Annotated in this window: 22 protein-coding genes; 12 read left to right on the top strand and 10 right to left on the bottom strand. The window is 62.2% G+C overall.

All coding sequences use genetic code 11. The features are described from left to right. Window positions 1-82: 82 nt before the first annotated feature. The 3 genes from KIP88_RS36470 to KIP88_RS36460 are packed head-to-tail and all read right to left on the bottom strand — an operon-like array spanning window position 83 to window position 3642. Window positions 83-1852, bottom strand: coding sequence for a flotillin family protein (locus KIP88_RS36470; RefSeq protein WP_214492995.1), 1770 nt, complete (start codon window positions 1850-1852; stop codon window positions 83-85). 3 nt (window positions 1853-1855) lie between these two features. Further along, complete coding sequence (locus KIP88_RS36465) at window positions 1856-2515, bottom strand: OB-fold-containig protein (RefSeq protein WP_214492994.1); 660 nt, start codon at window positions 2513-2515, stop codon at window positions 1856-1858. Then, window positions 2512-3642: a PspA/IM30 family protein gene (locus KIP88_RS36460; protein WP_214492993.1), complete on the bottom strand. Its 1131-nt coding sequence runs from the start codon at window positions 3640-3642 to the stop codon at window positions 2512-2514. Before KIP88_RS36460 ends, KIP88_RS36465 begins: the two co-directional genes overlap by 4 nt. A gap of 121 nt (window positions 3643-3763) precedes the next feature. Here KIP88_RS36460 and KIP88_RS36455 point away from each other — a divergent pair, with 121 nt between their 5' ends. Then, window positions 3764-5155: an Nramp family divalent metal transporter gene (locus KIP88_RS36455; RefSeq protein WP_214492992.1), complete on the top strand. Its 1392-nt coding sequence runs from the start codon at window positions 3764-3766 to the stop codon at window positions 5153-5155. A 168-nt stretch (window positions 5156-5323) separates the two neighbouring features. On the opposite strand, the gene KIP88_RS36450 is transcribed toward KIP88_RS36455, so the two are convergent. The 4 genes from KIP88_RS36450 to hemB all read right to left on the bottom strand — a co-directional run bounded on the left by KIP88_RS36450 (window position 5324) and on the right by hemB (window position 8786). Beyond that, window positions 5324-5869 (bottom strand): hypothetical protein, encoded by a 546-nt coding sequence (locus KIP88_RS36450; RefSeq protein ID WP_214492991.1) that lies wholly within the window; start codon window positions 5867-5869, stop codon window positions 5324-5326. A 6-nt stretch (window positions 5870-5875) separates the two neighbouring features. Continuing rightward, window positions 5876-6652 (bottom strand): arginyltransferase, encoded by a 777-nt coding sequence (locus tag KIP88_RS36445; protein WP_214492990.1) that lies wholly within the window; start codon window positions 6650-6652, stop codon window positions 5876-5878. A 184-nt stretch (window positions 6653-6836) separates the two neighbouring features. Continuing rightward, window positions 6837-7427, bottom strand: coding sequence for an RDD family protein (locus tag KIP88_RS36440; protein WP_214492989.1), 591 nt, complete (start codon window positions 7425-7427; stop codon window positions 6837-6839). A gap of 297 nt (window positions 7428-7724) precedes the next feature. Further along, the gene (hemB, locus tag KIP88_RS36435; RefSeq protein ID WP_214492988.1) at window positions 7725-8786 is read right to left on the bottom strand and encodes a porphobilinogen synthase; all 1062 of its coding nucleotides are present in this window, start codon (window positions 8784-8786) and stop codon (window positions 7725-7727) included. Window positions 8787-9013: 227 nt separating this feature from the next. Between hemB and KIP88_RS36430 the strand changes: the two genes are divergently transcribed. Next, a complete protein-coding gene (locus KIP88_RS36430; protein ID WP_214492987.1) occupies window positions 9014-9487 on the top strand; it encodes a DUF6163 family protein in 474 nt (157 codons plus the stop codon). On the opposite strand, the gene KIP88_RS36425 is transcribed toward KIP88_RS36430, so the two are convergent. After that, entirely contained in the window at window positions 9442-10530 is a 1089-nt protein-coding gene (locus tag KIP88_RS36425) for a phosphatase PAP2 family protein (protein ID WP_214492986.1), read from the bottom strand. The genes KIP88_RS36430 and KIP88_RS36425 overlap by 46 nt on opposite strands. A 617-nt stretch (window positions 10531-11147) precedes the next feature. On the opposite strand from KIP88_RS36425, the gene ldtR reads away from it, so the two are divergent. From ldtR to KIP88_RS36375, 10 genes are all read left to right on the top strand, one after another. After that, window positions 11148-11663, top strand: a complete 516-nt coding sequence (gene ldtR, locus KIP88_RS36420; RefSeq protein ID WP_074276258.1) for a transcriptional regulator LdtR — start codon at window positions 11148-11150, stop codon at window positions 11661-11663. A gap of 311 nt (window positions 11664-11974) precedes the next feature. Then, window positions 11975-12868 (top strand): carbohydrate ABC transporter permease, encoded by an 894-nt coding sequence (locus tag KIP88_RS36415; protein ID WP_249791281.1) that lies wholly within the window; start codon window positions 11975-11977, stop codon window positions 12866-12868. A gap of 4 nt (window positions 12869-12872) precedes the next feature. Then, window positions 12873-13709, top strand: coding sequence for a carbohydrate ABC transporter permease (locus tag KIP88_RS36410; protein WP_214492984.1), 837 nt, complete (start codon window positions 12873-12875; stop codon window positions 13707-13709). Window positions 13710-13772: 63 nt separating this feature from the next. Then, complete coding sequence (locus tag KIP88_RS36405; RefSeq protein ID WP_214492983.1) at window positions 13773-15059, top strand: ABC transporter substrate-binding protein; 1287 nt, start codon at window positions 13773-13775, stop codon at window positions 15057-15059. 80 nt (window positions 15060-15139) lie between these two features. Next, window positions 15140-16237 carry an ABC transporter ATP-binding protein gene (locus KIP88_RS36400; RefSeq protein WP_214492982.1) on the top strand — a complete coding sequence of 366 codons (1098 nt, stop codon included), beginning with the start codon at window positions 15140-15142 and terminating at the stop codon, window positions 16235-16237. A gap of 108 nt (window positions 16238-16345) precedes the next feature. After that, window positions 16346-16570 carry a hypothetical protein gene (locus KIP88_RS36395; protein ID WP_214492981.1) on the top strand — a complete coding sequence of 75 codons (225 nt, stop codon included), beginning with the start codon at window positions 16346-16348 and terminating at the stop codon, window positions 16568-16570. A gap of 36 nt (window positions 16571-16606) precedes the next feature. Then, on the top strand, window positions 16607-16828 hold the full coding sequence (locus KIP88_RS36390) for a hypothetical protein (protein ID WP_214492980.1): 222 nt from the start codon (window positions 16607-16609) through the stop codon (window positions 16826-16828). A gap of 241 nt (window positions 16829-17069) precedes the next feature. After that, window positions 17070-17426 carry a DUF6152 family protein gene (locus KIP88_RS36385; RefSeq protein ID WP_214492979.1) on the top strand — a complete coding sequence of 119 codons (357 nt, stop codon included), beginning with the start codon at window positions 17070-17072 and terminating at the stop codon, window positions 17424-17426. A 6-nt stretch (window positions 17427-17432) separates the two neighbouring features. Next, window positions 17433-17921, top strand: coding sequence for a hypothetical protein (locus KIP88_RS36380; RefSeq protein WP_214492978.1), 489 nt, complete (start codon window positions 17433-17435; stop codon window positions 17919-17921). Between the two features lie 11 nt (window positions 17922-17932). Then, window positions 17933-18508, top strand: coding sequence for a histidine phosphatase family protein (locus tag KIP88_RS36375; RefSeq protein WP_214492977.1), 576 nt, complete (start codon window positions 17933-17935; stop codon window positions 18506-18508). 2 nt (window positions 18509-18510) lie between these two features. On the opposite strand, the gene KIP88_RS36370 is transcribed toward KIP88_RS36375, so the two are convergent. Beyond that, window positions 18511-18762 (bottom strand): hypothetical protein, encoded by a 252-nt coding sequence (locus KIP88_RS36370; protein ID WP_214492976.1) that lies wholly within the window; start codon window positions 18760-18762, stop codon window positions 18511-18513. 130 nt (window positions 18763-18892) lie between these two features. Beyond that, complete coding sequence (locus tag KIP88_RS36365) at window positions 18893-19105, bottom strand: hypothetical protein (RefSeq protein ID WP_214492975.1); 213 nt, start codon at window positions 19103-19105, stop codon at window positions 18893-18895. Between the last annotated feature and the right edge of the window lie 354 nt (window positions 19106-19459).

The raw sequence follows: 19459 nt of genomic DNA, 5'->3' as shown, positions 1-19459 counted from the left end.
AGATGTCAGGAAAAAGGCCCGCCGGGCGTCACCGCGGCAGGCCTCATTTGACTTCGATTGAACGGCGTTCGGGCCGCTTTGATTACGTCTTGGAGCCGAGCGTGGCCTTGCCCGTACCGGAGATGGTTGCGGGCGGCGTCACCACCTCATCCTCATCTTCATCTTCCATGGCGGGCAGTTCGGCGGGCGCTGCCAGTTGCTGCGCGGCCAGCGCGTTGGTCAGGGTGGTCAGCGCGTCAGGACCCGCGGCGAAGCCGCCTTCGGCGAGGATCTTGTCGATGATCGGCTTGAACGCCGAGACCGACAGCAACTGCGCCGCAAGGCCGTCGCCGAGGCCGATACCGTTGCCATGGCCATTCATGGCGCCGTTGCCGCCGCCACGGCCGAGCATGCCGCCGGTGTCGAAGATCCGGATGTCCGAAATTTTCTCGATCGGCTTGACCGCTTCGGCCAGCGCGTTCGGAATGATGTTGATGCGTGCCAGCGTGAGGTCGTAGTCGACCATCTCCGCCGAGAGCTTGTTGCGGGCTTCCGCCTTCAGCGCCGCCACCTCGGCTTCGGCCTGGCCGAGCGATTTGACGCCGGTCGCTCGCGTGATCGCAGCATCGGCGTCGGCCTTGGCCAGCATGGTAATGGCTTCGGCCTTGTTGGCCGCGGCCTGATTTTCGGCTTCCGCCATCACGGTGATCGGCATCGCCTCAGTTTCGGCGGCCTTGCGCGCCGCGATCACGTTGATGATCTTGTCGCGTTCGGCGATTTCGACGGCTTTGGCGGTGGTGACCTTTTCCTCAGCCGCAATCGCCAGCGCACGCGCGGTTTCGGCGACGGTCTGCGCCTCCGATTGCTCCTTGCTCTTGGTCGCGACCGCGATCGCGCTTTCCTGGGCGACGATCTGCAGATCGCGTTCCATTTCGGTGTTGCGGCGCTTCACCGCGAGATCGGCTTCGATCTTTCGCGTATCGCGCATCTGATTGGCTTCGGTCTGCTTGTTGGCGACCGCCAGTTCCTGCTGAATGCGGTATTCGGCCTCGTTCTGCACGGCGGTCTGCTCGACCTGTGCGGTTTGCGCGCGCATCGCGGCGGTCTTGTTGGCGATGTCGCGCTGTTGCGCCAGCTCCGCCTCGCGCTTGGTGGCTTCGATCGTCAACGTGGTCTGGCGGGCGACGAGGTCCTGCTGCGCGATGTTGACCTCGGTGGTGCGGACGATCTGGTTGCGCTCCTGTTCGCGCTCCCTGGTGATCTTGGTCAGCGTCGTCAGGCCGTGGGCGTCGAAGAAATTGCTCGGATTGAAATGCTTGATGTCGCTCTGGTCGAGCCGCGTCAGCGACACCGATTCGAGTTCGAGGCCGTTGTTCTGGATGTCGGCGCCGACCGCTTCCTGCACCGATTTGACGAAGGTCGCACGCTGCTCCTGCAGCTCCTCGAGGTGCATGGTGGCCGCCACCGAGCGCAGGCCGTCGACGAATTTGGCCTCGATCAGTTCGCGCAGCTCGCCTGCGTTGTTGGTGCGGCTGCCCAGCGTCTGCGCGGCGAGCGCGATCGATGAGCTGTCGGGTTTGACGCGCAAATAGAATTCGGCGCCGATGTCGACGCGCATGCGGTCCTTGGTGATCATCGAATCCGGGCCGCCGCGGGCAACCTCCAGCCGCAACGTCTTCAGATTGACCGCGGCGACGGAATGGAAAACCGGAAGGACGATCGAGCCGCCGTCGAGGACGACTTTCTGGCCGCCGAGGCCGGTGCGGACATAGGCTTCGTCACGTGTCGAGCGTCGGTAGAGTTTGGCAAGCAGGAGACCGATAACAAGAACGGCAATGACGCCAATAGCGACGGGTACTGCAAGTTCCCACATGTTTTAAGCCCTGTCTGATCGTTGTTGTGCAATGAGGTCGGCGGGTGCGGAAATGGCGATAAAGCTCTTGGCGTCCCGGTCGACCAGCAACACGCTGGCGCCGACTGGAAGCGGGGTGGATTCGGGACTGGCCCGTGCGACGAGAGAATGCCAGTTGCCGAAGACATCCTTGAGACGGACGCGGCCGGGCAGCCCCTGGTCGAGCGGGCCGATCGAAACCTCGGCGACGTGACCGACGAAGTCGGCCTCGTCCACCGCATAGGTCTCGTCGCGCGGGATGATACGAGCGATGCCGCGGCTGGTGACCCGGATGACGGGAATGCTTGCGGCTACGGCGGCGAGCGCCGCGATCGAGGCCGGGAGCGAAATTCCGACACCGTGCGCCAGCCCCTGCAGGAAGAACCCCGCGACCGAGAACACGCCGAGCGCGAGGATGATCAGGATCAACAGCGGCAGGCGCCCCGCATTGATCCACAAGAACAGGCCGCCGAGGCCGTTGCCGTGGTCGACGTCGACGGCGACTTCCTTTCCGAAGACTTCGCCGATCGAAAATCCGACCAGCATCGCCAGCAATTCGATGCCGCCGAGCGCCATCATGATCGCTGCGGCCACGGCGAAGGGCCGCACGTCCGGCGCTAGCAGGATGTCGGTCAGGGCACTCATTGCTGCGACTTGATCCTTTCAAGGCGGGCCGCGATTTCCTTTTCGCGGTGCAACCGGTCTAGTTCGTCGAGTTCCTTGTCACCGGGCAGGCCGGCCGCCGGTACGCCGGTGACGCGTGCGATCGCCGCCATTGCCCGATCGGGACTCACTGTTTTAGTCGCGCCAGCCGCGCGTCCGGTTTCCTGCGGCGAATGCTTTTCGAGGCTCGCTTCGAGATCGGCGAGACGGGTTTCGGCCTCACGTCGCGCGCCAAGCATCGCCTGTAACGCCTTGGTCTGCTCGTCGATTTCGAGTTCGATGAAATCCATCGCACGTTCCAGCGCAGTGCCCTGCGATTCCAGATCAATTTGCCGTGCGACGCCAGCACGCGCGAGATCCTCGCGGCTTTCCGCAACTGCGAGACGAATCTTGTCGGTCAGCCCGGCGATCTCGGCATCGAGCTCCTCGCGCCGACGCTTGAGGCGGAATTCTTCGGCGCGCGACTTGCCGAGCGCATGGCGGGCTTCGTCGGCGCCGGCGTCGATTTCGCGGATCGCCTGCTTGACCAGCGCGACCTTGTTGCTGTTCTCGGCGCTGTCGATGGTCTCGCTGGCGATGGCGGCAAGAAGTCTGCCCATACGTGCAAGGATACCCTCGTGAACCATGGTCTTCTCCTCCGGTGCTGTGGATTTCGATTTGACGGCGATGTGGATTTCGTAAGCGCGGCCGTCCGAGACCAGGTGAGCCGGGAAGGGACTTTCCCAGCCGGCAAGATAGCCGGGGATTTCGAACGGCACCAAGACACGTCCGTGGACAGTGCTAATGGTCAGTGAAGTTGGCCCCTTGATCGCAAACAACTTGTCGTCGAGTGGAATTTTGCGCACCGCTGCATCCGCCACGTAGCCGGCGCGGTCGCGCAGCCCGAGCGTCACCAGACGGGCCGGCAGGCCGGTCTCGATGCGGATCTTTTCGTAAGCCTGGGCGTGAAGGGCGACGAGGTTGGCGCCAACAGGCGCAACCTCGGCGAGGATCGCCATCATCCGGTCGTAGGCGGCAAAGGTGGCCTCGATGGCAGCGATGCCGGCCTCATCGGGGGAGAGGGCGTATCGCAACGTGGCCGTGGGCGTTTCAACCGGGATTTTGATCATGCCTCAGCATAAAGCACTTCCTCAGTGCTTTCCAAGAGCCTTCGCCGGTATCATTTTCGTGATCGCCAGATGCAGTTGCAAGTGAGTTGCAATAAGAACGAATATCGGCCATCTTGCTGATATGGACGCCCGAACGCCCGCATTGGGCCCCAAGACCCCGACCAAGAGCTTGGACATGACTGATACTGCCGCCGGCTGGCGCGCTGACGCCGCCGCTGGCACCCAGCGGAGCCTGCCTGAGGTCAACTCGACCATCGCGGTGCCCTTTGGCGGGCATTGGTCGCGCCGGCTGCTGGCCTTCCTCGGCCCCGGCTATCTGGTTTCGGTCGGTTACATGGACCCCGGCAACTGGGCCACCGACCTCGCGGGCGGATCGAAGTTCGGCTACACGCTGCTCGCGGTGATCCTGCTGTCGAACCTGATGGCAATCCTGTTGCAGGCGCTCGCTGCGCGGCTTGGTATCGTCACCGACCGCGATCTCGCGCAGGCCTGCCGCGCCAGCTTTTCCCGACCAGTGAACTTCCTGCTTTGGGTGGCCTGCGAGGCCGCGATCATCGCCTGCGATCTCGCCGAAGTGATCGGCACCGCGATCGCGCTCAATCTGTTGTTCGGCATTCCCCTGATCTGGGGGGCGCTGATAACTGCGCTCGATGCCTTCCTGCTGCTGCTGTTGATGAACAAGGGCTTTCGCTTCCTCGAAGCCTTCGTGATCTCGCTGTTGATCGTGATCGCGGTCTGCTTTGCGGTCCAGATCACGGCCGCGGCGCCGCCGGTTGCGGCGGTCCTGAAGGGTTTTATACCTTCGCCCGAGATCGTCACTAATCCGGAGATGCTCTACATCGCCATCGGCATCATCGGCGCCACCGTGATGCCGCATAATCTCTACCTGCACTCCTCGATCGTGCAGACTCGCGCCTATGAGCGCAACGATAAGGGCCGCCGCGAGGCGATCAAATGGGCGACGACGGACTCGACGATCGCCCTGATGCTGGCGCTGTTCATCAACGCCGCAATCCTGATCGTTGCCGCCGCCACTTTCCATGCCACCGGCCGCACCGAGGTCGCCGAAATTGGCCAGGCGTATGAACTGCTGTCGCCGCTGCTCGGGCTCGGCATCGCTTCCACGCTGTTCGCGGTGGCGCTGCTCGCCTCCGGCCTGAACTCGACGGTCACGGCGACCTTGGCCGGCCAGATCGTGATGGAAGGCTTTCTGCATCTGCGCCTGCCGAACTGGGCGCGGCGGCTGCTCACCCGCGGCATCGCCATCGTTCCGGTCGTGATCGTCACCGCGCTCTATGGCGAGCGCGGCACCGGCCAGTTGCTGGTGTTCAGCCAGGTCGTGCTGTCGATGCAATTGCCGTTCGCGGTGATCCCGCTGGTGCGGTTCGTTTCCGACCGCCGCAAGATGGGTGACTTTGCCATCTCGCGTTCCGTCGCCGCGGTGGCGTGGATCGTCGCCGGCATCATCGTCGCGCTGAACGTGAAGCTGCTGTTCGAGACGTTCTTCGGTTAACTCCGCTGTCATCGCCCGGCCTTGTGCGCAATTGCGCACTGGGACCGGGCGACCCAGTACGCCGCGGCCTCTCGATTCCATCACTACGGTCTCTGGAATACTGGATCACCCGCTTTCGCGGGTGACGACATTGCGTGGCCGGCTAAGCGTGAGCACTCAATCCTGCGGCTAACACAGCCCGCTCATATGCCGGAACTTCCAGAGAGACGGCACATCCTGAGGATTGGTTCTTGGCACGTACCCCCGCAGCGTGGTCTTCGGTCCCTTCAGCCTGAATTCATCGATGCCGCACGACGTGGGACCATCGTACACACTCACCGTCACGTAATAGAAATCGGGTAGGATCTTCTCGATCCTAGCTTCGGATTCGACGTCCGCATTCGGGCGTTTCCATGAATGGATGACCTTGCGACCGGGTTCAGGCTTGTCGAACAGAGGAACGTCCGGGGCGAAGAGATCGGCGACCTCGCCAATTTTATTGACCTGCTGGCCATAGTCGGTGAGGAATTCCAAAAGCTTGGCAGATGGGTTCTTGGCCTCGACGCAGCGTCCATAATATTCCTTATGGCCGGTTTCGCAGGCATGAGCGTGGGTACCCGTCAGCAAAGCCAAGAAGGGCAACGCGCGGAGGACCAGCGATCTGAATTTTTGAGCGCCGGCAAATGACGCCGACGGCGCAGGTGCGCCTTTGCTCGCCGCGCAACGCCGAACCATCGTTCTCTAATCCTGCGGCTCGGACAGCATTTCGCCCGATGCGTCGACCCGCAGCCAGCCTGACGGCGCCAGCCGCTGCTGCGGCAGGAAGCGGCCCTTGTAGTCCATCTTCTTGGAGCCTTCGATCCAGTAGCCGAGATAGACGTAAGGCAGCCCGAGCCTGCGCGCCCGGGTGATGTGATCGAGGATCATGAAAGTGCCGAGCGAGCGGCTCTGCTGCGACGGCTCGAAGAACGAATACACCATCGACAGCCCATCGCTGAGCACATCCGTCAGCGCCACCGCGATCAACTCCTCACCGCGGCCGGTGATGCCGGTATCGACGCCCCGCTTGCGGTACTCGATGATGCGGGTTTCGACATGGCTGTCTTCCACCATCATGGCGTAGTCGAGCACGGTCATGTCGGCCATGCCGCCGTGGCGGTGCCGCCTGTCGAGATAGGCGCGGAACACCGAATACTGCTCCGACGTCGGCACGGCGCTGCGCTGCTCGCCGACGATGTCGGCATTGCGCGCCAGCACCTTCTTGAAATTGCGCGAGGGGCGGAACTCGTTGGCGACGACACGCACGGAAACGCAGGCGCGGCACTGGTCGCAGGCCGGGCGGTAGGCGATCGACTGGCTGCGGCGGAAGCCGCCATGGGTCAGGAGGTCGTTGAGGTCGCCGGCCTTGTCGCCGACCAGATGCGTGAACACCTTGCGCTCGTGCCGGCCCGGCAGATAGGGGCAGGGCGAGGGCGCAGTCAGGTAGAATTGCGGGGTGTCACGCGAGTGCTGGGTCACGTCGGTTCGTCAGGCCTCCGAAACAAATCAACCATAGCGCTTTCAGGCGAACTAAACACCGGTTCGCGTTAAGAAAACGCGTCAAAACGAAAAAAGCGCCGGTCCGGGCCCCGATTCATTTCGGGACCGGACCGGCTCTAACATCGCGCCCCGAGGGCTGACGGTCAATTAGTTTGCTGCTCGCTCAGTAGCTGCTGCGGGCCGAAGGCGCTACCTGGGTACGAACCGAGCTGTTGATGACCACGGTTCCCAGGATCATGTCGTGCAGCAGCCGGCGGCGGCCGTTGAACAAACCGACCAGCAGCACCAGCGGCGTCAGGAACGAGATCGAGACCCAGTACAGCACGGCATGGCAGGCGCCGAGCACGAAATAGCCCGGTGCGCCGTACCAGGTGCGCACCTCCAGATCCATTGCGCGCATGCCCATGGTGGCCGAATGCGGTCCGCCGATCGAGGCGCCGTAATAGACGATCGCCCACACGATGGTGGCCGGCCACGCCAGCCAGAACAGCATCCAGCCGAGCCCCAGCGTGATCACGCCGAACACGGCAATGAAGATGTAGCCGAGGATGACGGGCACCGACAGCACCACGAGGTCGATCAGGAACGCAAACACCCGCCGCGTCAGCACGCCGCGAAACAGTTCCGGCTGCAGATCCGGATCGAACGCATGCGGCGGTACCCCGCCGTCGTTCCGCCAGGCGCCGCCAGCATTTGATGCGCCGCCAGCATTTGAAGCACCGCCGCCAGTATTGCCAGAGCCGCTATAAGACATGATCCGTCCTCCAGGCCGAATATTCCCGACCCGTGAGATGGGAACCGGCCGCCCCGCCGCCAAGACCCTGCGACCATTAACACGCTGCAATATTCGGGAGCCGGCGCGAGGGGCGTACAATGTCTCCGTCGTCCCTGCGAACGCAGGGACCCATACCGCGTTGTGCTCTCGAGTGAGACGAACTGGCCGACGCTTTTCGTCAAATGACCGCCGGTGGTAGCAAAGGCAACTGGCCCCATCGTTCTATCGATAGGCCGCGGCGTATGGGTCCCTGCGTTCGCAGGGACGACAGCGGAACTACTTCTCCGCCTTCAACCTCTCCGCGGCCTTCGGCGCGAAATACGTCAAGATCCCATCCGCGCCGGCGCGCTTGAAGCCGAGCAGGCTTTCCATCATCGCGCGGTCGCCGTCGATCCAGCCATTGTTGGCTGCTCCAGCAATCATCGCGTATTCGCCGGACACCTGGTAGACGAAGGTCGGCATCGCAAACGTGTCCTTCACGCGGCGCACGATGTCGAGATAGGGCATGCCGGGCTTCACCATCACCATGTCGGCGCCCTCGGCGATGTCGAGTTCGACCTCGCGCAACGCCTCGTCGGAATTGGCGCTGTCCATCTGGTAGGTGCGCTTGTCGCCGGTCAGCGTTTTTGCCGAGCCGATGGCGTCGCGGAACGGGCCGTAGAAGGCGGACGCGTATTTCGCCGCGTAGGACATGATCTGCACGTCGAGAAAACCTGCGTCGTCCAGCGCCTCGCGGATCGCGCCGACACGGCCGTCCATCATGTCGGAGGGCGCGATGACGTCGCAGCCGGCTTCCGCCTGCACCAGCGCCTGCCGCACCAGCACCGCCACCGTCTCGTCGTTGAGAATTCTGCCGTCCTCGATCAGCCCGTCATGGCCGTGGCTGGTGAAGGGATCCAGCGCGACGTCGCAGAGCACGCCGAGCTCTGGAAATTCCTTCTTGATCGCGCGCACCGACTGGCAGACCAGATTGTTAGGGTTGAGCGCTTCGGAACCGGTCTCGTCGCGCAAGGACGGCTCGGTATAGGGGAACAGCGCGATGCAGGGGATGTCGAGCTTCATCGCGCGCTCGGCGTCGCGCACCGCCTGATCGACGGTGAGGCGGTCGACGCCGGGCATCGAGGTGACAGGCGTGCGCGCATTGTTTCCGTCGACCACGAACATCGGCCAGATCAGATCATCCGTGGTCAGCACGTTTTCGCGCACCAGCCGCCGCGCCCATTCCGCCTTGCGGTTGCGCCGGGGGCGGATGGCCAGGTCGAGCGGGGTTGAGGCGAGGGCGGTCTGCCGCCGCGGCGCGTCGCGCATTTCGATCGGACGCCCGAATTTGATCGCCATGTGATGGGTACTCCTTGAGGCGCGGGTCAATTTGGATTTGTTCCAGTTCTAGCACCTCGCGGCTGTTCCGTCACCGAGCCTTGATCCATCTCTTCAGCAATTGATTTTACCGCCCCGGCGGGCCAAGACATGGGCCATGAGAACATCTGGGGCCATGAGAACCTTCCAGCACGCGTGCAGTCCCGATTCCGAGGTCAGCTGCCAGGACGGCTGCCAGGACAACTGCCATGTCTGACGCTTCGGCGCGCGATCAGGGGCGGGACAAGTCCAGGGACAAGGCGATGTCGATGGCGGCGATGTCGTCGGAGCGGACCGAGCCCGACGAGAATGTCTGGACGCGGCGGCTGGTGCTGTTCCTCCGCATCATGGCTGTTATCTCGATCCTGAAGGGCCTGTACCACTGGGCGCAGGTCACGGGATTCATCGGCGGCGAGGAAGAGGCGTTCGAGAACCAGTCGATGGCCTGGCAGACCGCGACCGTCTATTTCGCCGTGATCGAACTCGTCGCCGCCGTCGGGCTGTGGCTTGCGACGCCGTGGGGCGCGGTGGTGTGGCTCACCACCGTGGTGTCGATGGCCGTGATCGAACTGATGTTTCCGGGCATCTACGGCGGCAGCCTGACGGTGGTGGGGCTTGAGGCCGTGATGCTCGGCGCCTATCTCGCGCTCGCCTGGATGGCCGCGCGCGAACGCCCGCCGTAGGCTTTGAAGTTGTCCTTAACCGTACCGGAGTCGGGCGAGCCGCAGGGTGTCGGCGGGTGAAACTTCGCCAACGCGACACCGGCGACCGTTGCAAATAGCCACAATAGCGCACCGGCCGGGAGGTCGATGGCGTAGTGTCCGCCAATGGGCACGGTGGATATGATGACGAGCGCATTCCAACTCAGCGAAATCGGGAATAGCCATCGGAGGCCCCACGTCCCGAATATCGTCATCAGAGCGAGGCAGCAATGAAATGAAGGAAACGTCACCACGCCCTGCAGACTAGCGAATGACACAACCGGCGAAGCGCCGTTTCGGAAATAGTCGAACTTCTGAAGATGATAGATGCCTGCTCCGTGCGGAAGACGCTCCAGCAAGCTTACGGGGTAGTCATAGAAGGCGAAGGCGCCTTTCGCCGGCCAGACCACGGAGATGCTCGTGGATACGACAATGGTAGCGGCGAACACGAACACCAATACCCACAACTGATCGAAACGGCGCATGAATGCCAGCAGCACAGTGAGCGCTAATAGCAGGGAAAACGAGCTGTCGTAGCTGAAAGCCAGAAGGCTGGACCAGAATGGGTGATCGGCCGCCCACGCTATGACGGTTTGCACGTCGAGGCGAACTGCTTGATCCCACTCTGCAAGCTCCACGTCGATCAATCGTGCGTGGTAACGCAATCCGACGAGGCTGCTGATCCCGGCCATTGCCGCCGACCATGTCATCGCCGCGAGCGCTCCACACAGGTTGCTCAATCTGGGCGATGCCCGCCATCGGCCATAGACGACGTAGACGGCTAAGAGGAACCCGAGCACAGCGAGTGCGACCAGAAGGCTGGCATAGTCAACGAAAATTGCAAATCGTCTGATCAGAAACGCCGCGAAAATGGCGGCGAGTATGCAGACCAGCCAGGTACCAGCTTCCAGAGCGGCTTGCTGCCTCGACAGGAAAGAAGTTAGCCGAACTTTTCGCAACTCGCCCAAGCGAGCGAGCAAAGGCGCCGCGGCCGTTGCCACGCGCGGTTCGCGCTGCAATTCCATGCACCGTCCCCGTCTTCGGCATCTCGTTTTGGTTGTGCCGATCTTTCACGCGCATGACTACGTGTGACTCGTTAAGATTGTCTCTCAGACGGGATCTACTCTTGCGTTAAGCGTAATCTTGTGAACCGCAACCTTTAGGATAGGCAAGAACCGACATGGCCGAGGGAAGCTGGCGGAAGAGTTCTTGCTAGGCCCGGGCAGCCTGCACAAGGCCGGGCATGACGCGTCAGTTTCCCGCCATAATTGATGCGCGTGCAGAAACCGCGACGCGATCCCGTCCAATTTTCAAAAATCTTTCCGGTAACGTTTCGCTCACCGTTAAGGGCCGTAAAGGGTTCCACCACACCTGTTACGCGAGCGTTTCGATTTCAGAGGCACCTGTTTCCGAATGCGACAGGGCTTGCAGACGAAGCGTGAACAGGGGGCTTTCACCGTCAATGAAATATTGCAAAAAGCCTTGATCCATGGGGCTTAATCGACAATTCACTCTGTTAAATTCATGATCTCTTTATTCTCTTATTTAAGCGGATCTTCAAACCGCCCCCTTAAGTTGAAGCTATCAGGCGGGACAGAAGTTTCGTCGAAATAAGTCGAAAAACGACGACAGGGGAAGTGTCATGATCAAAGCCGTTGCAACGGCGGTGGAAACCGCTGAACGCTCTGCCGGTCAAGCTCCGGTGCAGCCGCTCTATCTGGAAGCGTTGACTTTGGTGGAGCGGCTTCACCGCCGGCTGCTCGACGTCATCAAGGATGAATTCGATCGCCGCGGCCGCGCCGACATCAATTCGGTGCAGGCATTGCTGCTCTATAACATTGGCGACAAGGAGCTGACCGCGGGCGAACTGCGCACGCGCGGTTACTACCTCGGCTCCAACGTCTCCTATAACCTGAAGAAGCTCGTCGAGCTCGGCTTCCTCGATCATCAGCGCTCCCGCGTCGATCGCCGTTCGGTCCGCATCCGCTTGACCGCGCAGGGCCAGGAAATCCGCAAGATCGTCGACGCGCTCTACCAGAAGCACGTCAAGACGGTGGAGCAGGTCGGCGGCATCTCGAACGAAGAGTTCGCGACGCTGAACAAGTCGCTGCACCGCCTCGAGCGGTTCTGGACCGACCAGATCCTGTATCGGCTCTGAGAATTACGTTCTGCTTGCGGTCAAGCCGGCCATTGATAAGACCGGCGGCCAAAGAGCGGACAATGAACTGGCAAGGCAGTAAGCCCTGCTCGAAGCGCATCGGTTCCGGTTTTCCGGGACCGGTGCGTTTTGCTTTTTGGAGAACCTTAAGTTGACGTTTTACATGAGCATCCGGCGCTGACTTTGCCTCTTGCACAATCCCGATTGACTAGCCTTCGACGCCCCGCCCATACTCCCTGAAAATACAGGCGTCACGCACGTACCGGCCACAAGAGTCGTGACGGCCTGACGTCCAAATGGGGAAAACGGGCTTGTCGGCATCGCGGCGTCCCATGTTCGGCGAGCAACAGCGCTTCGTGCTGCTTCTGATCGCGCCGGCTGCGCTGCTGCTGCTGCTGTTTCAGGTCGTGCCGATCGTGATCGGCGCCAACGCCAGCTTTCGCGACTGGGCGCTCTACAATCCCAAAAAGACCTGGATCGGCTTCGACCACTATGCGGCCGTGATATCGGATCCGGCGTTCCTTTATGTGGTGCTGCCGAACACCTTCCTGTTCATGGTGCTCAGCGTCGCAGGCGCGCTGGTGGCGGGGCTCATGCTGGCGCTGCTGCTCAACCGTCCGTTCCGCGGGCAGAAGCTGGTGCAGACGATCCTCCTGGTGCCGCTGATGGTGGCGCCTGTCGTTGCCGCGATCATGATCCGCTGGATCTTCAACGACCAGTTCGGCATCGTGAATGTGGTGCTGGAAGCCATCGGCCTCGAGGGTCAGCCCTGGCTGGTGCAGCGCTGGAGCGCCTTCGGCATCATCCTGCTGACCGACATCTGGCTGTGGACGCCGTGGTTCACGCTGCTGCTGCTCGCGGGCCTGCAGAGCCTGCCGAAAGAGCCGTTCGAGGCCGCCGCCATCGACGGCACCACCACCTGGCGGGTATTTCGTTTCCTGACGTTGCCGATGCTGCGCCCGGTGATCGTGGTGTGCGTGGTGATCCGCGCCATCGACGCCTTCCGCACCTTCGATATCGTGTGGACGCTGACCGGCGGCGGGCCGGGCCGCTCGACCGAGCTGTTCAGCCTCTATGCCTATGTCCACGCCTTCCTGAACCTCGATCTCGGCCGGGGGTCGGCGGCGGCCATCATCGGCGGGCTCATCATCCTCGTAATCGGCGTGGTGCTCTATCGCCTCGTCGACCGCATCGCAAAGGCATGATCCGATGCCGATCGTAACCCGTCCCGATTTCCTGCCCGGATTGCCGAAATGGAGCCGCAAGACGCTGTTCGCGCTGGCGCTGCTTGGCATATGCTTCGCGTTCGCGTTTCCGGTGCTGTGGCTGATCCTGACCTCGCTGCGGCCGGAATCCGGCGTCTATTACGTGCATCGCGGCACTGAATTCACGCTCAGTAGCTTCGCCGAGGTGCTGAGCGACGAGCGGATCGTCGGCGCCTTCCTCAACAGCGCGCTGATCTCGACGCTGGCGACGGTGTTCTCGCTGCTGGTGACGGTCTCGAGCGGCTACATGCTGTCGCGCTTCACCGGGCCGGCCCCGCGGATCTGGTTCGGAACGATCTATGTGTTCCGCTGCGTGCCCTATATCTCCTGGGTGCTGCCGCTGTATTTCGTGACGCAAAGCTGGGGCATCTACGACACCTATACCGGGCTGCTGCTGCCGCACATAGCGGTGCACATCTGTTTCTTCTCGTGGCTGATGAAGGGCTTTTTCGACGGCATCGACCCGTCGATGGAATATGCCGCGATGATCGACGGCTGCACGCGATGGGGAGCCTTCATCCGCGTCGCGGTGCCGTCGGCGCTGCCGGCGATCTCGGCGCTCGCCGTGCTGTGCTGGCTGTTCACCTGGAACGAATTTCTGTTCGCGCTGATCCTGACCGGCAACCGCGTGCCGATGATCACGGTTGTCATGGCGCAGTTCGTCACCGAGATGGGGCTGCGCTGGAATCTGATGGCAGCCACCGCTGTCATGGCGCTGGTGCCGGCGTTCCTGATCGCGCTGTTCGGACAGAAATACGTGATCCGGGGGCTGCGAATCTAGGCAAGGAAAAGACCAAGGAAAGATCGAGACACGACACAACGACAAAAACGAGGAGGAGAGGCTATGCAGGGACTGGCGAGATGGTTCGTTGCGGCGACCGCGGCCCTAGTGGCTGCGACCGGCGGTGCCGCCGCACAGGTGAAGGAACTGCGGGTCGGCTATCAACCGAGCCCGATCCAGGATGCTTCGATTGCGATGTTCGAGGCCTGGGGCGCCAAGAACGGCGTCAAGATCGTCAAGGTGCCGAATTCCTACGGCGTCTATGTCGAGAAGATGACGGCATCGCTGACCTCGAACTCGGATCAGTATGACGTGATCTGGCACAATGACGATTGGGGGCAGACCTGGGCGCATTTGCTGGAGCCGACCGACGACGTCGCGGCCAACAAATTTGCCGACAAGTGGAGCATGGCGCCGGTGGTGTTCGCCAACGCGCAAGGCCAGAACACCGTCGTGCCGATGGGACAGACGTTCAGCGTGTTCTTCTACCGCTCCGACCTCGTGAAGCCGGAGGAAGTGCCGAAGACGCTGGCAGAACTCGTCACCGCGAGCAAGAAGCTGCAGGCGGACGGCAAGGTCAAGTTTGGCTATGTCGGCGGCATGTCGATGAACAACAGCTGGTTCAGCTGGTTCTGGTCGATGTGGGGCAACAATTGCGACGTGCTGCTGCCGCCCTATGAGCGCGACAATGCCAAGCTCGCCGCGGCCGGCTGGAAATCCAGCATGACCGAGCCGTGCATGCAGCAGACCGTCGAATATTGGTGGGATGCGATCAACACCCACAAGATCGTGCCGCGCGGCATGCCGGCCTACGACCGCAACGAAGCCAACGCCGTATTCATGTCGGGCGATGCCGCATTCACCGTCGCGGACTCGCTGTGGTGGGGCACGTTCAACGATCCGGCCAAGTCGAAAATTGCCGGCAAGGTGGCCGCCACGCGCTTCCCGCTCGGTCCCGACCGGGCCAGGCCGTTCGCCTGGGACGATATCTGGGGCTGGGCGATCCCGAAGTCGATCGCGCCGGAGCGCAAGAAGCTCGCCAAGGAGATGCTGGAAGCCATGATGCTCGACAAGGAAGGCCAGAAGAAGCTGTTCAAGGCGACCGGCGCGCCGCCGCCCAACACCGAGTTCTGGGCGGAAATCGCGGCGGAAGATTCGTTCATGAAGCTGTTGAAGGAATCGGTGCTGGATTCGCCGGACAAGGTCCGCGGCGCCTATTACTTCCCGCAATGGCCCGCCGTGCACAAGGCGTTCAACGACACCGTCACCAGGGCCGTCACCGGCAAGCGCGAGGATATCGCGAAGGTGCTGGCCGAGGGTGCGCCGCTGGTCAGCAAGGCCGCGCAATAGTCGATGAGCAAACATCCCGCCGCGGCACGTCGCGGCGGGATTGTTTTTAAGTCAACTTCAAATTCAGGTGCGGCGGGGCAATGGCAGCAATTTCACTCAGCAAGCTCAACAAGCATTATGGCTCGCTGTTCCACGCCGTAAAGGACGTCGATCTCGAGATCGCCGACAAGGAGTTCGTGGCGCTGGTCGGCCCGTCCGGCTGCGGCAAGTCGACGACGCTGCGCATGATTGCGGGGCTGGAGGACATCACCAGCGGCGACATCCGCATCGGCGACCGGCTGGTGAACAATCTGCCGCCGCGCGACCGCGACATCGCGATGGTGTTCCAGAACTACGCGCTCTACCAGCATATGAGCGTCTACGACAATCTGGCCTTCGGCCTGCGCAACAAGAAAACGGCGGAGGCCGAGATCAAGGCGGCGATCGACCGGGCCGCCGGCATGCTCGGGCTGCACGAACTCTTGCAGCGCAAGCCGAAGCAATTGTCCGGCGGCCAGCAGCAGCGCGTCGCGCTCGGCCGCTGCATCGTGCGCAATCCGCAGGTGTTCCTGTTCGACGAGCCGCTGTCGAACCTGGATGCCAAGCTGCGCGCCCAGATGCGCATCGAGATCAAGCGCCTGCATGCGGCGATTCCGACGACGTCGGTGTTCGTGACCCACGACCAGGTCGAGGCCATGACGCTCGGTGACCGCGTCGTGATCATGCGCGACGGCCGGGTTCAGCAGATCGGCACGCCGCTGCAGGTCTACGGCAAGCCGGCCAACAAGTTCGTCGCGGGTTTCATCGGCGCGCCCGCCATGAATTTTATCGACGTCAGCGTACGCAGTGCAGCGGGTGTGACGGCAGTCGAGGCAGAAGGCCTTCGGCTCACGGTCGGACCTGCGGACGCGTCGGTGCTCGCGGCTCACAGCGGCCGCCGTGTGATCCTGGGCATGCGGCCGGAGCACCTCGTGCTCGGCGATGGCGCCCCGGGCCTTGGTTTCGACGCCCGCGTCGAGGTCGTCGAACAACTCGGCTCCGAGATCCTGCTGGAGACGAGGGTAGGCGGCGCCAGCGTCACTGCCGCCCGCGTGCCTGCGGAAACCGCCGTCGCGCGCGGCGATCAGGTCCGCCTGTCGGCGCAGTCAGGCCGTCTGCATTTCTTCGATCCCGAGACCGAGCTGCCGATTTCGCGGTGAAATCACGCCGAAACGCTCTGTTTTTGCTGCCAAAAAGTGAGGTTCCAAGAAAGATGGAACCATCCCGGCCCTCGCGCATTGTCGGACCTGTCACGGAACAGGTGAGGCATGCTGGTCGAGCGCGGAATTCAGGTCATGAACTTCGAGGTGGTGGGCGATGCCTATGCCATCGCGTCGAACTACCTCCGCAAGACCGGAGCCATTGCCGATAGCCTCGTCACCGACGATCGGTTGCTCGAAATCATCGTGAAGATGTTCCAGCAAGGTGAGTTCAACAGACTGCGGCTCGCCAACAAGGCGATCGCCGAATTCGAAGCGCGCACACTGGCCTGACCGCATCACCCGCATCACGCAATTCAGGAGAAGTCCATGGAAGCCGCGATCGACCGCATCATGCAGACCTATGACCTGCTTGTGAACCGCACCGCCGCGGCCAACGACGAGGCGCGCGTCAAGGTGACGGAGTATCTCACCACGCTGGTGGAAGCGGGCGAGAAGGATCCGCACCGGCTGACCGTGTGCGGGCTGACCTATTTGCGCCAGCTCGACGGCAGCAACGATCCGGTGAAGGCGGGGTATACGGGGCTGTAAGCAGAAGAACACCATTCGTTTGCGGCACGCTCTCACCCCATTACACTCGTCATGCCCCGTGCATGCGGGGCATCCAGTACGCCGCGGCTTCTCGGTTCAATCATCGCCGTCTCTGGAATACTGGGTCACCCGCCCCAGTGCGCAAGGCGGGGTGACGACGGGAGAGTACAACGTGCAGGAGAGGCTTGCTGCTTCGCGCCCTCGGCCCTAGATTTGCTGATCTGACCGACGGAGGCTCGCGATGACCTCACTCACCCGTCGTTTGTTCCTGTTGCTGGCAGCGGCCCTCGCACCGGCCTCGGCCATCGCCCATCACGGCTGGGGCGGATACGATACGTCGAAATCGTTCACCGTCACCGGCAAGATCCTGAAATCGACCTTCGAGAACCCGCATTGCGAAATCGAGATGGAGGTCGAGGGCAAGCACTGGCACTTCATCCTGGCGCCGCCGTCACGCATGCTGGCGCGGGGCGCGACCGCAGACCTGATCGCTCCAGGCAAGACCTGCACTGTGTTCGGCTATCCCCACACCAGCAAGCCGGACGAAGCGCGGATCGAATATATCGTACTCGGCGGCAAGCGCATCGAATTGCGGTAGGGCAGCGTGGAGCACCAGGCGGCGCCATCGATATTCCTGACCTTGCAGGAAAGCGCGCTGGGCCATGTGATGCGCAGCTCCCCTTCGCTCTATCCTGCGGTCGAGATCCTGCACATCATCGGCTTCGTGGTGCTGGTGGGGTCGATCCTGGCGCTCGATTTACGGTTGCTCGGATTGGGACGCGCGATTGCGATTCCGCCGATGGCGCAAATGCTGCTACCGTTGTCGCGCGCAGGTTTTGTGCTCGCGATCAGCATGGGGTTTTTGCTGTTTTCCGCCGATGCGTCGCATGTCGTGAAAAATCCGGCGTTCCAGAGCAAGCTGCTGCTGATTGGGGCGGCGCTGGTCAACGTCGTGATCGCGCATTCAGGCCCGTGGCGTCATGTTAAAAGTTGGCATGACGAAGCGCCCGGCGGAGCCAAGGCCACCGCGCTGATCTCGCTTGTGCTGTGGCTTTGCGCTATCTGCGCCGGCCGTTTGATCGCGTATTTCTGATGGAGGCCGCCATGCGTCGCATGCGCTTCGTCGTTTTCGCAGCCCTTCTCGGCTTCTGCAGCACGGCAGAGGTCGCCGGCGCTGACGACGCGGCCAATGCCTGGAAGGCGTTGCGGGCGGGCGGCCATATCGCCCTGATGCGCCATGCCGATGCACCGGGTGGCTTCGGCGATCCGCCGGGATTCCGCATCGATGATTGCGCGACGCAGCGCAACCTCAGCGAAAAGGGACGGGCGGATGCGGCAAAGATCGGCGCGCGACTCAAGCGGGAAGGGATCGCGTTCGAGAAAATCCTGAGTTCGCCGTGGTGCCGATGCATCGACACGGCGAAATTGCTGAATCTAGGGACGGTCGAAACCGAGGCGACCTTTGGCAATGTGGTGGTGCTGCGCGATCAAAGGGACGCGCTCACCGCAGGCGCCCGCGCGCTCATCGCCAAATGGAACGGGCCATCAAACTTGCTTGTCGTGACGCACGGCGCGAACATCGCTGCGCTGACGACGATTTCGCCGGCCAGCGGCGAGATCGTTGTGGTGCGAGGCGGTAGCAGCAGCGTTGAGCCCGTTGGTCGGTTGGTGCTCGATTGAGCCTAGCGCGCGTCCGCCCTCGCGTCTTTGTTGCGATACCGGTTCCAGTTGGCGATCACGGCCTCATATCTGACCGCCTTCGCTGCAGTTTGGACGGGCGCGCCTTCGCCTTGCGTCCCATGGGTCTTGGTATCCGGAAATACGACAAAGTATCCGAGCAGGCCGACGACCATCATCCCGTAGATCAGGAAGGCCGTTCTCAGCCAGCGTGTCGATTTAGCTTTGTGCTCGCTATGTGAGCGTGATTCAGACATTTACAAAATCCATCTGTCAGCCCCAGGTGTTTATGGACCCAGCCGAAGCATGGCGCTGTGAACTGGATCACGTAGGGCGCATTTCAATAATGCCGTACCGCGCAGCCGGCACAGGCTGCGGGGCAAGCGGCTAATGGCGCTTCGCCGAATAAACAAAGGATTGGTCGTCGTAATCGTCAGTCGCAAGTTTGTTCACGTCGGTCTTCAACTCGCTGAACGACATGATACCGGCGGATGCATTTGGATGGTTCTTTGATGGCAGCGTTCGCTGGGTGGCGGCTGTTGCGGCGACCGCAAGCAGCGCGACGGCTACGAAACCGGTGATCGTTCGATGCTTCGTCATGGGAAACCTCCGTTTCCCCAGCCCACGACTGTACGTCAGGGAAACAGCGGCGTGGTTCAACGTCAGACCAATTAAATGAAGCGCAGGACGGGCGCCGGAAATTGCAGGCTAGCTAGCAGGAACTGACGTGCGCTTGATGCGGGTAAGCGTGCCACACTAAGCGGTAGGCAGGACACACCGGAAGGCGCGTGTCTCGGGCTGCAAAAGTTGATTGGTCGGACGAGATATCGAATGCGTTGTTAGATGGGCAAATCAGCTAGATGTTGTGTCCAGCAGCTCCCGCAAAAATATTCCGCTTAACATGTCGGGCAAATCAGCGGCATGACTCCGCGCGTCTCACGGCAGATGAGGGGC

Origin of the sequence: Bradyrhizobium sp. SRL28, assembly GCF_018596315.1 — a bacterium.
GTDB lineage: Bacteria > Pseudomonadota > Alphaproteobacteria > Rhizobiales > Xanthobacteraceae > Bradyrhizobium.
The sequence above is the reverse complement of the archived record's forward strand: the minus strand, read 5'-3'. Positions and strand labels throughout refer to the sequence as shown.

What these genes read in the sequence shown, in the direction of transcription:
- KIP88_RS36370 (WP_214492976.1), bottom strand. Translation starts at nt 18,762, where the DNA reads ATGTCTGAATCACGCTCACATAGCGAGCACAAAGCTAAATCGACACGC.
- KIP88_RS36400 (WP_214492982.1), top strand. Translation starts at nt 15,140, where the DNA reads ATGGCAGCAATTTCACTCAGCAAGCTCAACAAGCATTATGGCTCGCTG.
- KIP88_RS36455 (WP_214492992.1), top strand. Translation starts at nt 3,764, where the DNA reads ATGGACGCCCGAACGCCCGCATTGGGCCCCAAGACCCCGACCAAGAGC.
- KIP88_RS36390 (WP_214492980.1), top strand. Translation starts at nt 16,607, where the DNA reads ATGGAAGCCGCGATCGACCGCATCATGCAGACCTATGACCTGCTTGTG.
- ldtR (WP_074276258.1), top strand. Translation starts at nt 11,148, where the DNA reads ATGATCAAAGCCGTTGCAACGGCGGTGGAAACCGCTGAACGCTCTGCC.
- KIP88_RS36410 (WP_214492984.1), top strand. Translation starts at nt 12,873, where the DNA reads ATGCCGATCGTAACCCGTCCCGATTTCCTGCCCGGATTGCCGAAATGG.
- KIP88_RS36465 (WP_214492994.1), bottom strand. Translation starts at nt 2,515, where the DNA reads ATGAGTGCCCTGACCGACATCCTGCTAGCGCCGGACGTGCGGCCCTTC.
- KIP88_RS36365 (WP_214492975.1), bottom strand. Translation starts at nt 19,105, where the DNA reads ATGACGAAGCATCGAACGATCACCGGTTTCGTAGCCGTCGCGCTGCTT.
- KIP88_RS36405 (WP_214492983.1), top strand. Translation starts at nt 13,773, where the DNA reads ATGCAGGGACTGGCGAGATGGTTCGTTGCGGCGACCGCGGCCCTAGTG.
- KIP88_RS36385 (WP_214492979.1), top strand. Translation starts at nt 17,070, where the DNA reads ATGACCTCACTCACCCGTCGTTTGTTCCTGTTGCTGGCAGCGGCCCTC.
- hemB (WP_214492988.1), bottom strand. Translation starts at nt 8,786, where the DNA reads ATGGCGATCAAATTCGGGCGTCCGATCGAAATGCGCGACGCGCCGCGG.
- KIP88_RS36470 (WP_214492995.1), bottom strand. Translation starts at nt 1,852, where the DNA reads ATGTGGGAACTTGCAGTACCCGTCGCTATTGGCGTCATTGCCGTTCTT.
- KIP88_RS36440 (WP_214492989.1), bottom strand. Translation starts at nt 7,427, where the DNA reads ATGTCTTATAGCGGCTCTGGCAATACTGGCGGCGGTGCTTCAAATGCT.
- KIP88_RS36430 (WP_214492987.1), top strand. Translation starts at nt 9,014, where the DNA reads ATGTCTGACGCTTCGGCGCGCGATCAGGGGCGGGACAAGTCCAGGGAC.
- KIP88_RS36375 (WP_214492977.1), top strand. Translation starts at nt 17,933, where the DNA reads ATGCGTCGCATGCGCTTCGTCGTTTTCGCAGCCCTTCTCGGCTTCTGC.
- KIP88_RS36395 (WP_214492981.1), top strand. Translation starts at nt 16,346, where the DNA reads ATGCTGGTCGAGCGCGGAATTCAGGTCATGAACTTCGAGGTGGTGGGC.
- KIP88_RS36450 (WP_214492991.1), bottom strand. Translation starts at nt 5,869, where the DNA reads ATGGTTCGGCGTTGCGCGGCGAGCAAAGGCGCACCTGCGCCGTCGGCG.
- KIP88_RS36460 (WP_214492993.1), bottom strand. Translation starts at nt 3,642, where the DNA reads ATGATCAAAATCCCGGTTGAAACGCCCACGGCCACGTTGCGATACGCC.
- KIP88_RS36425 (WP_214492986.1), bottom strand. Translation starts at nt 10,530, where the DNA reads ATGGAATTGCAGCGCGAACCGCGCGTGGCAACGGCCGCGGCGCCTTTG.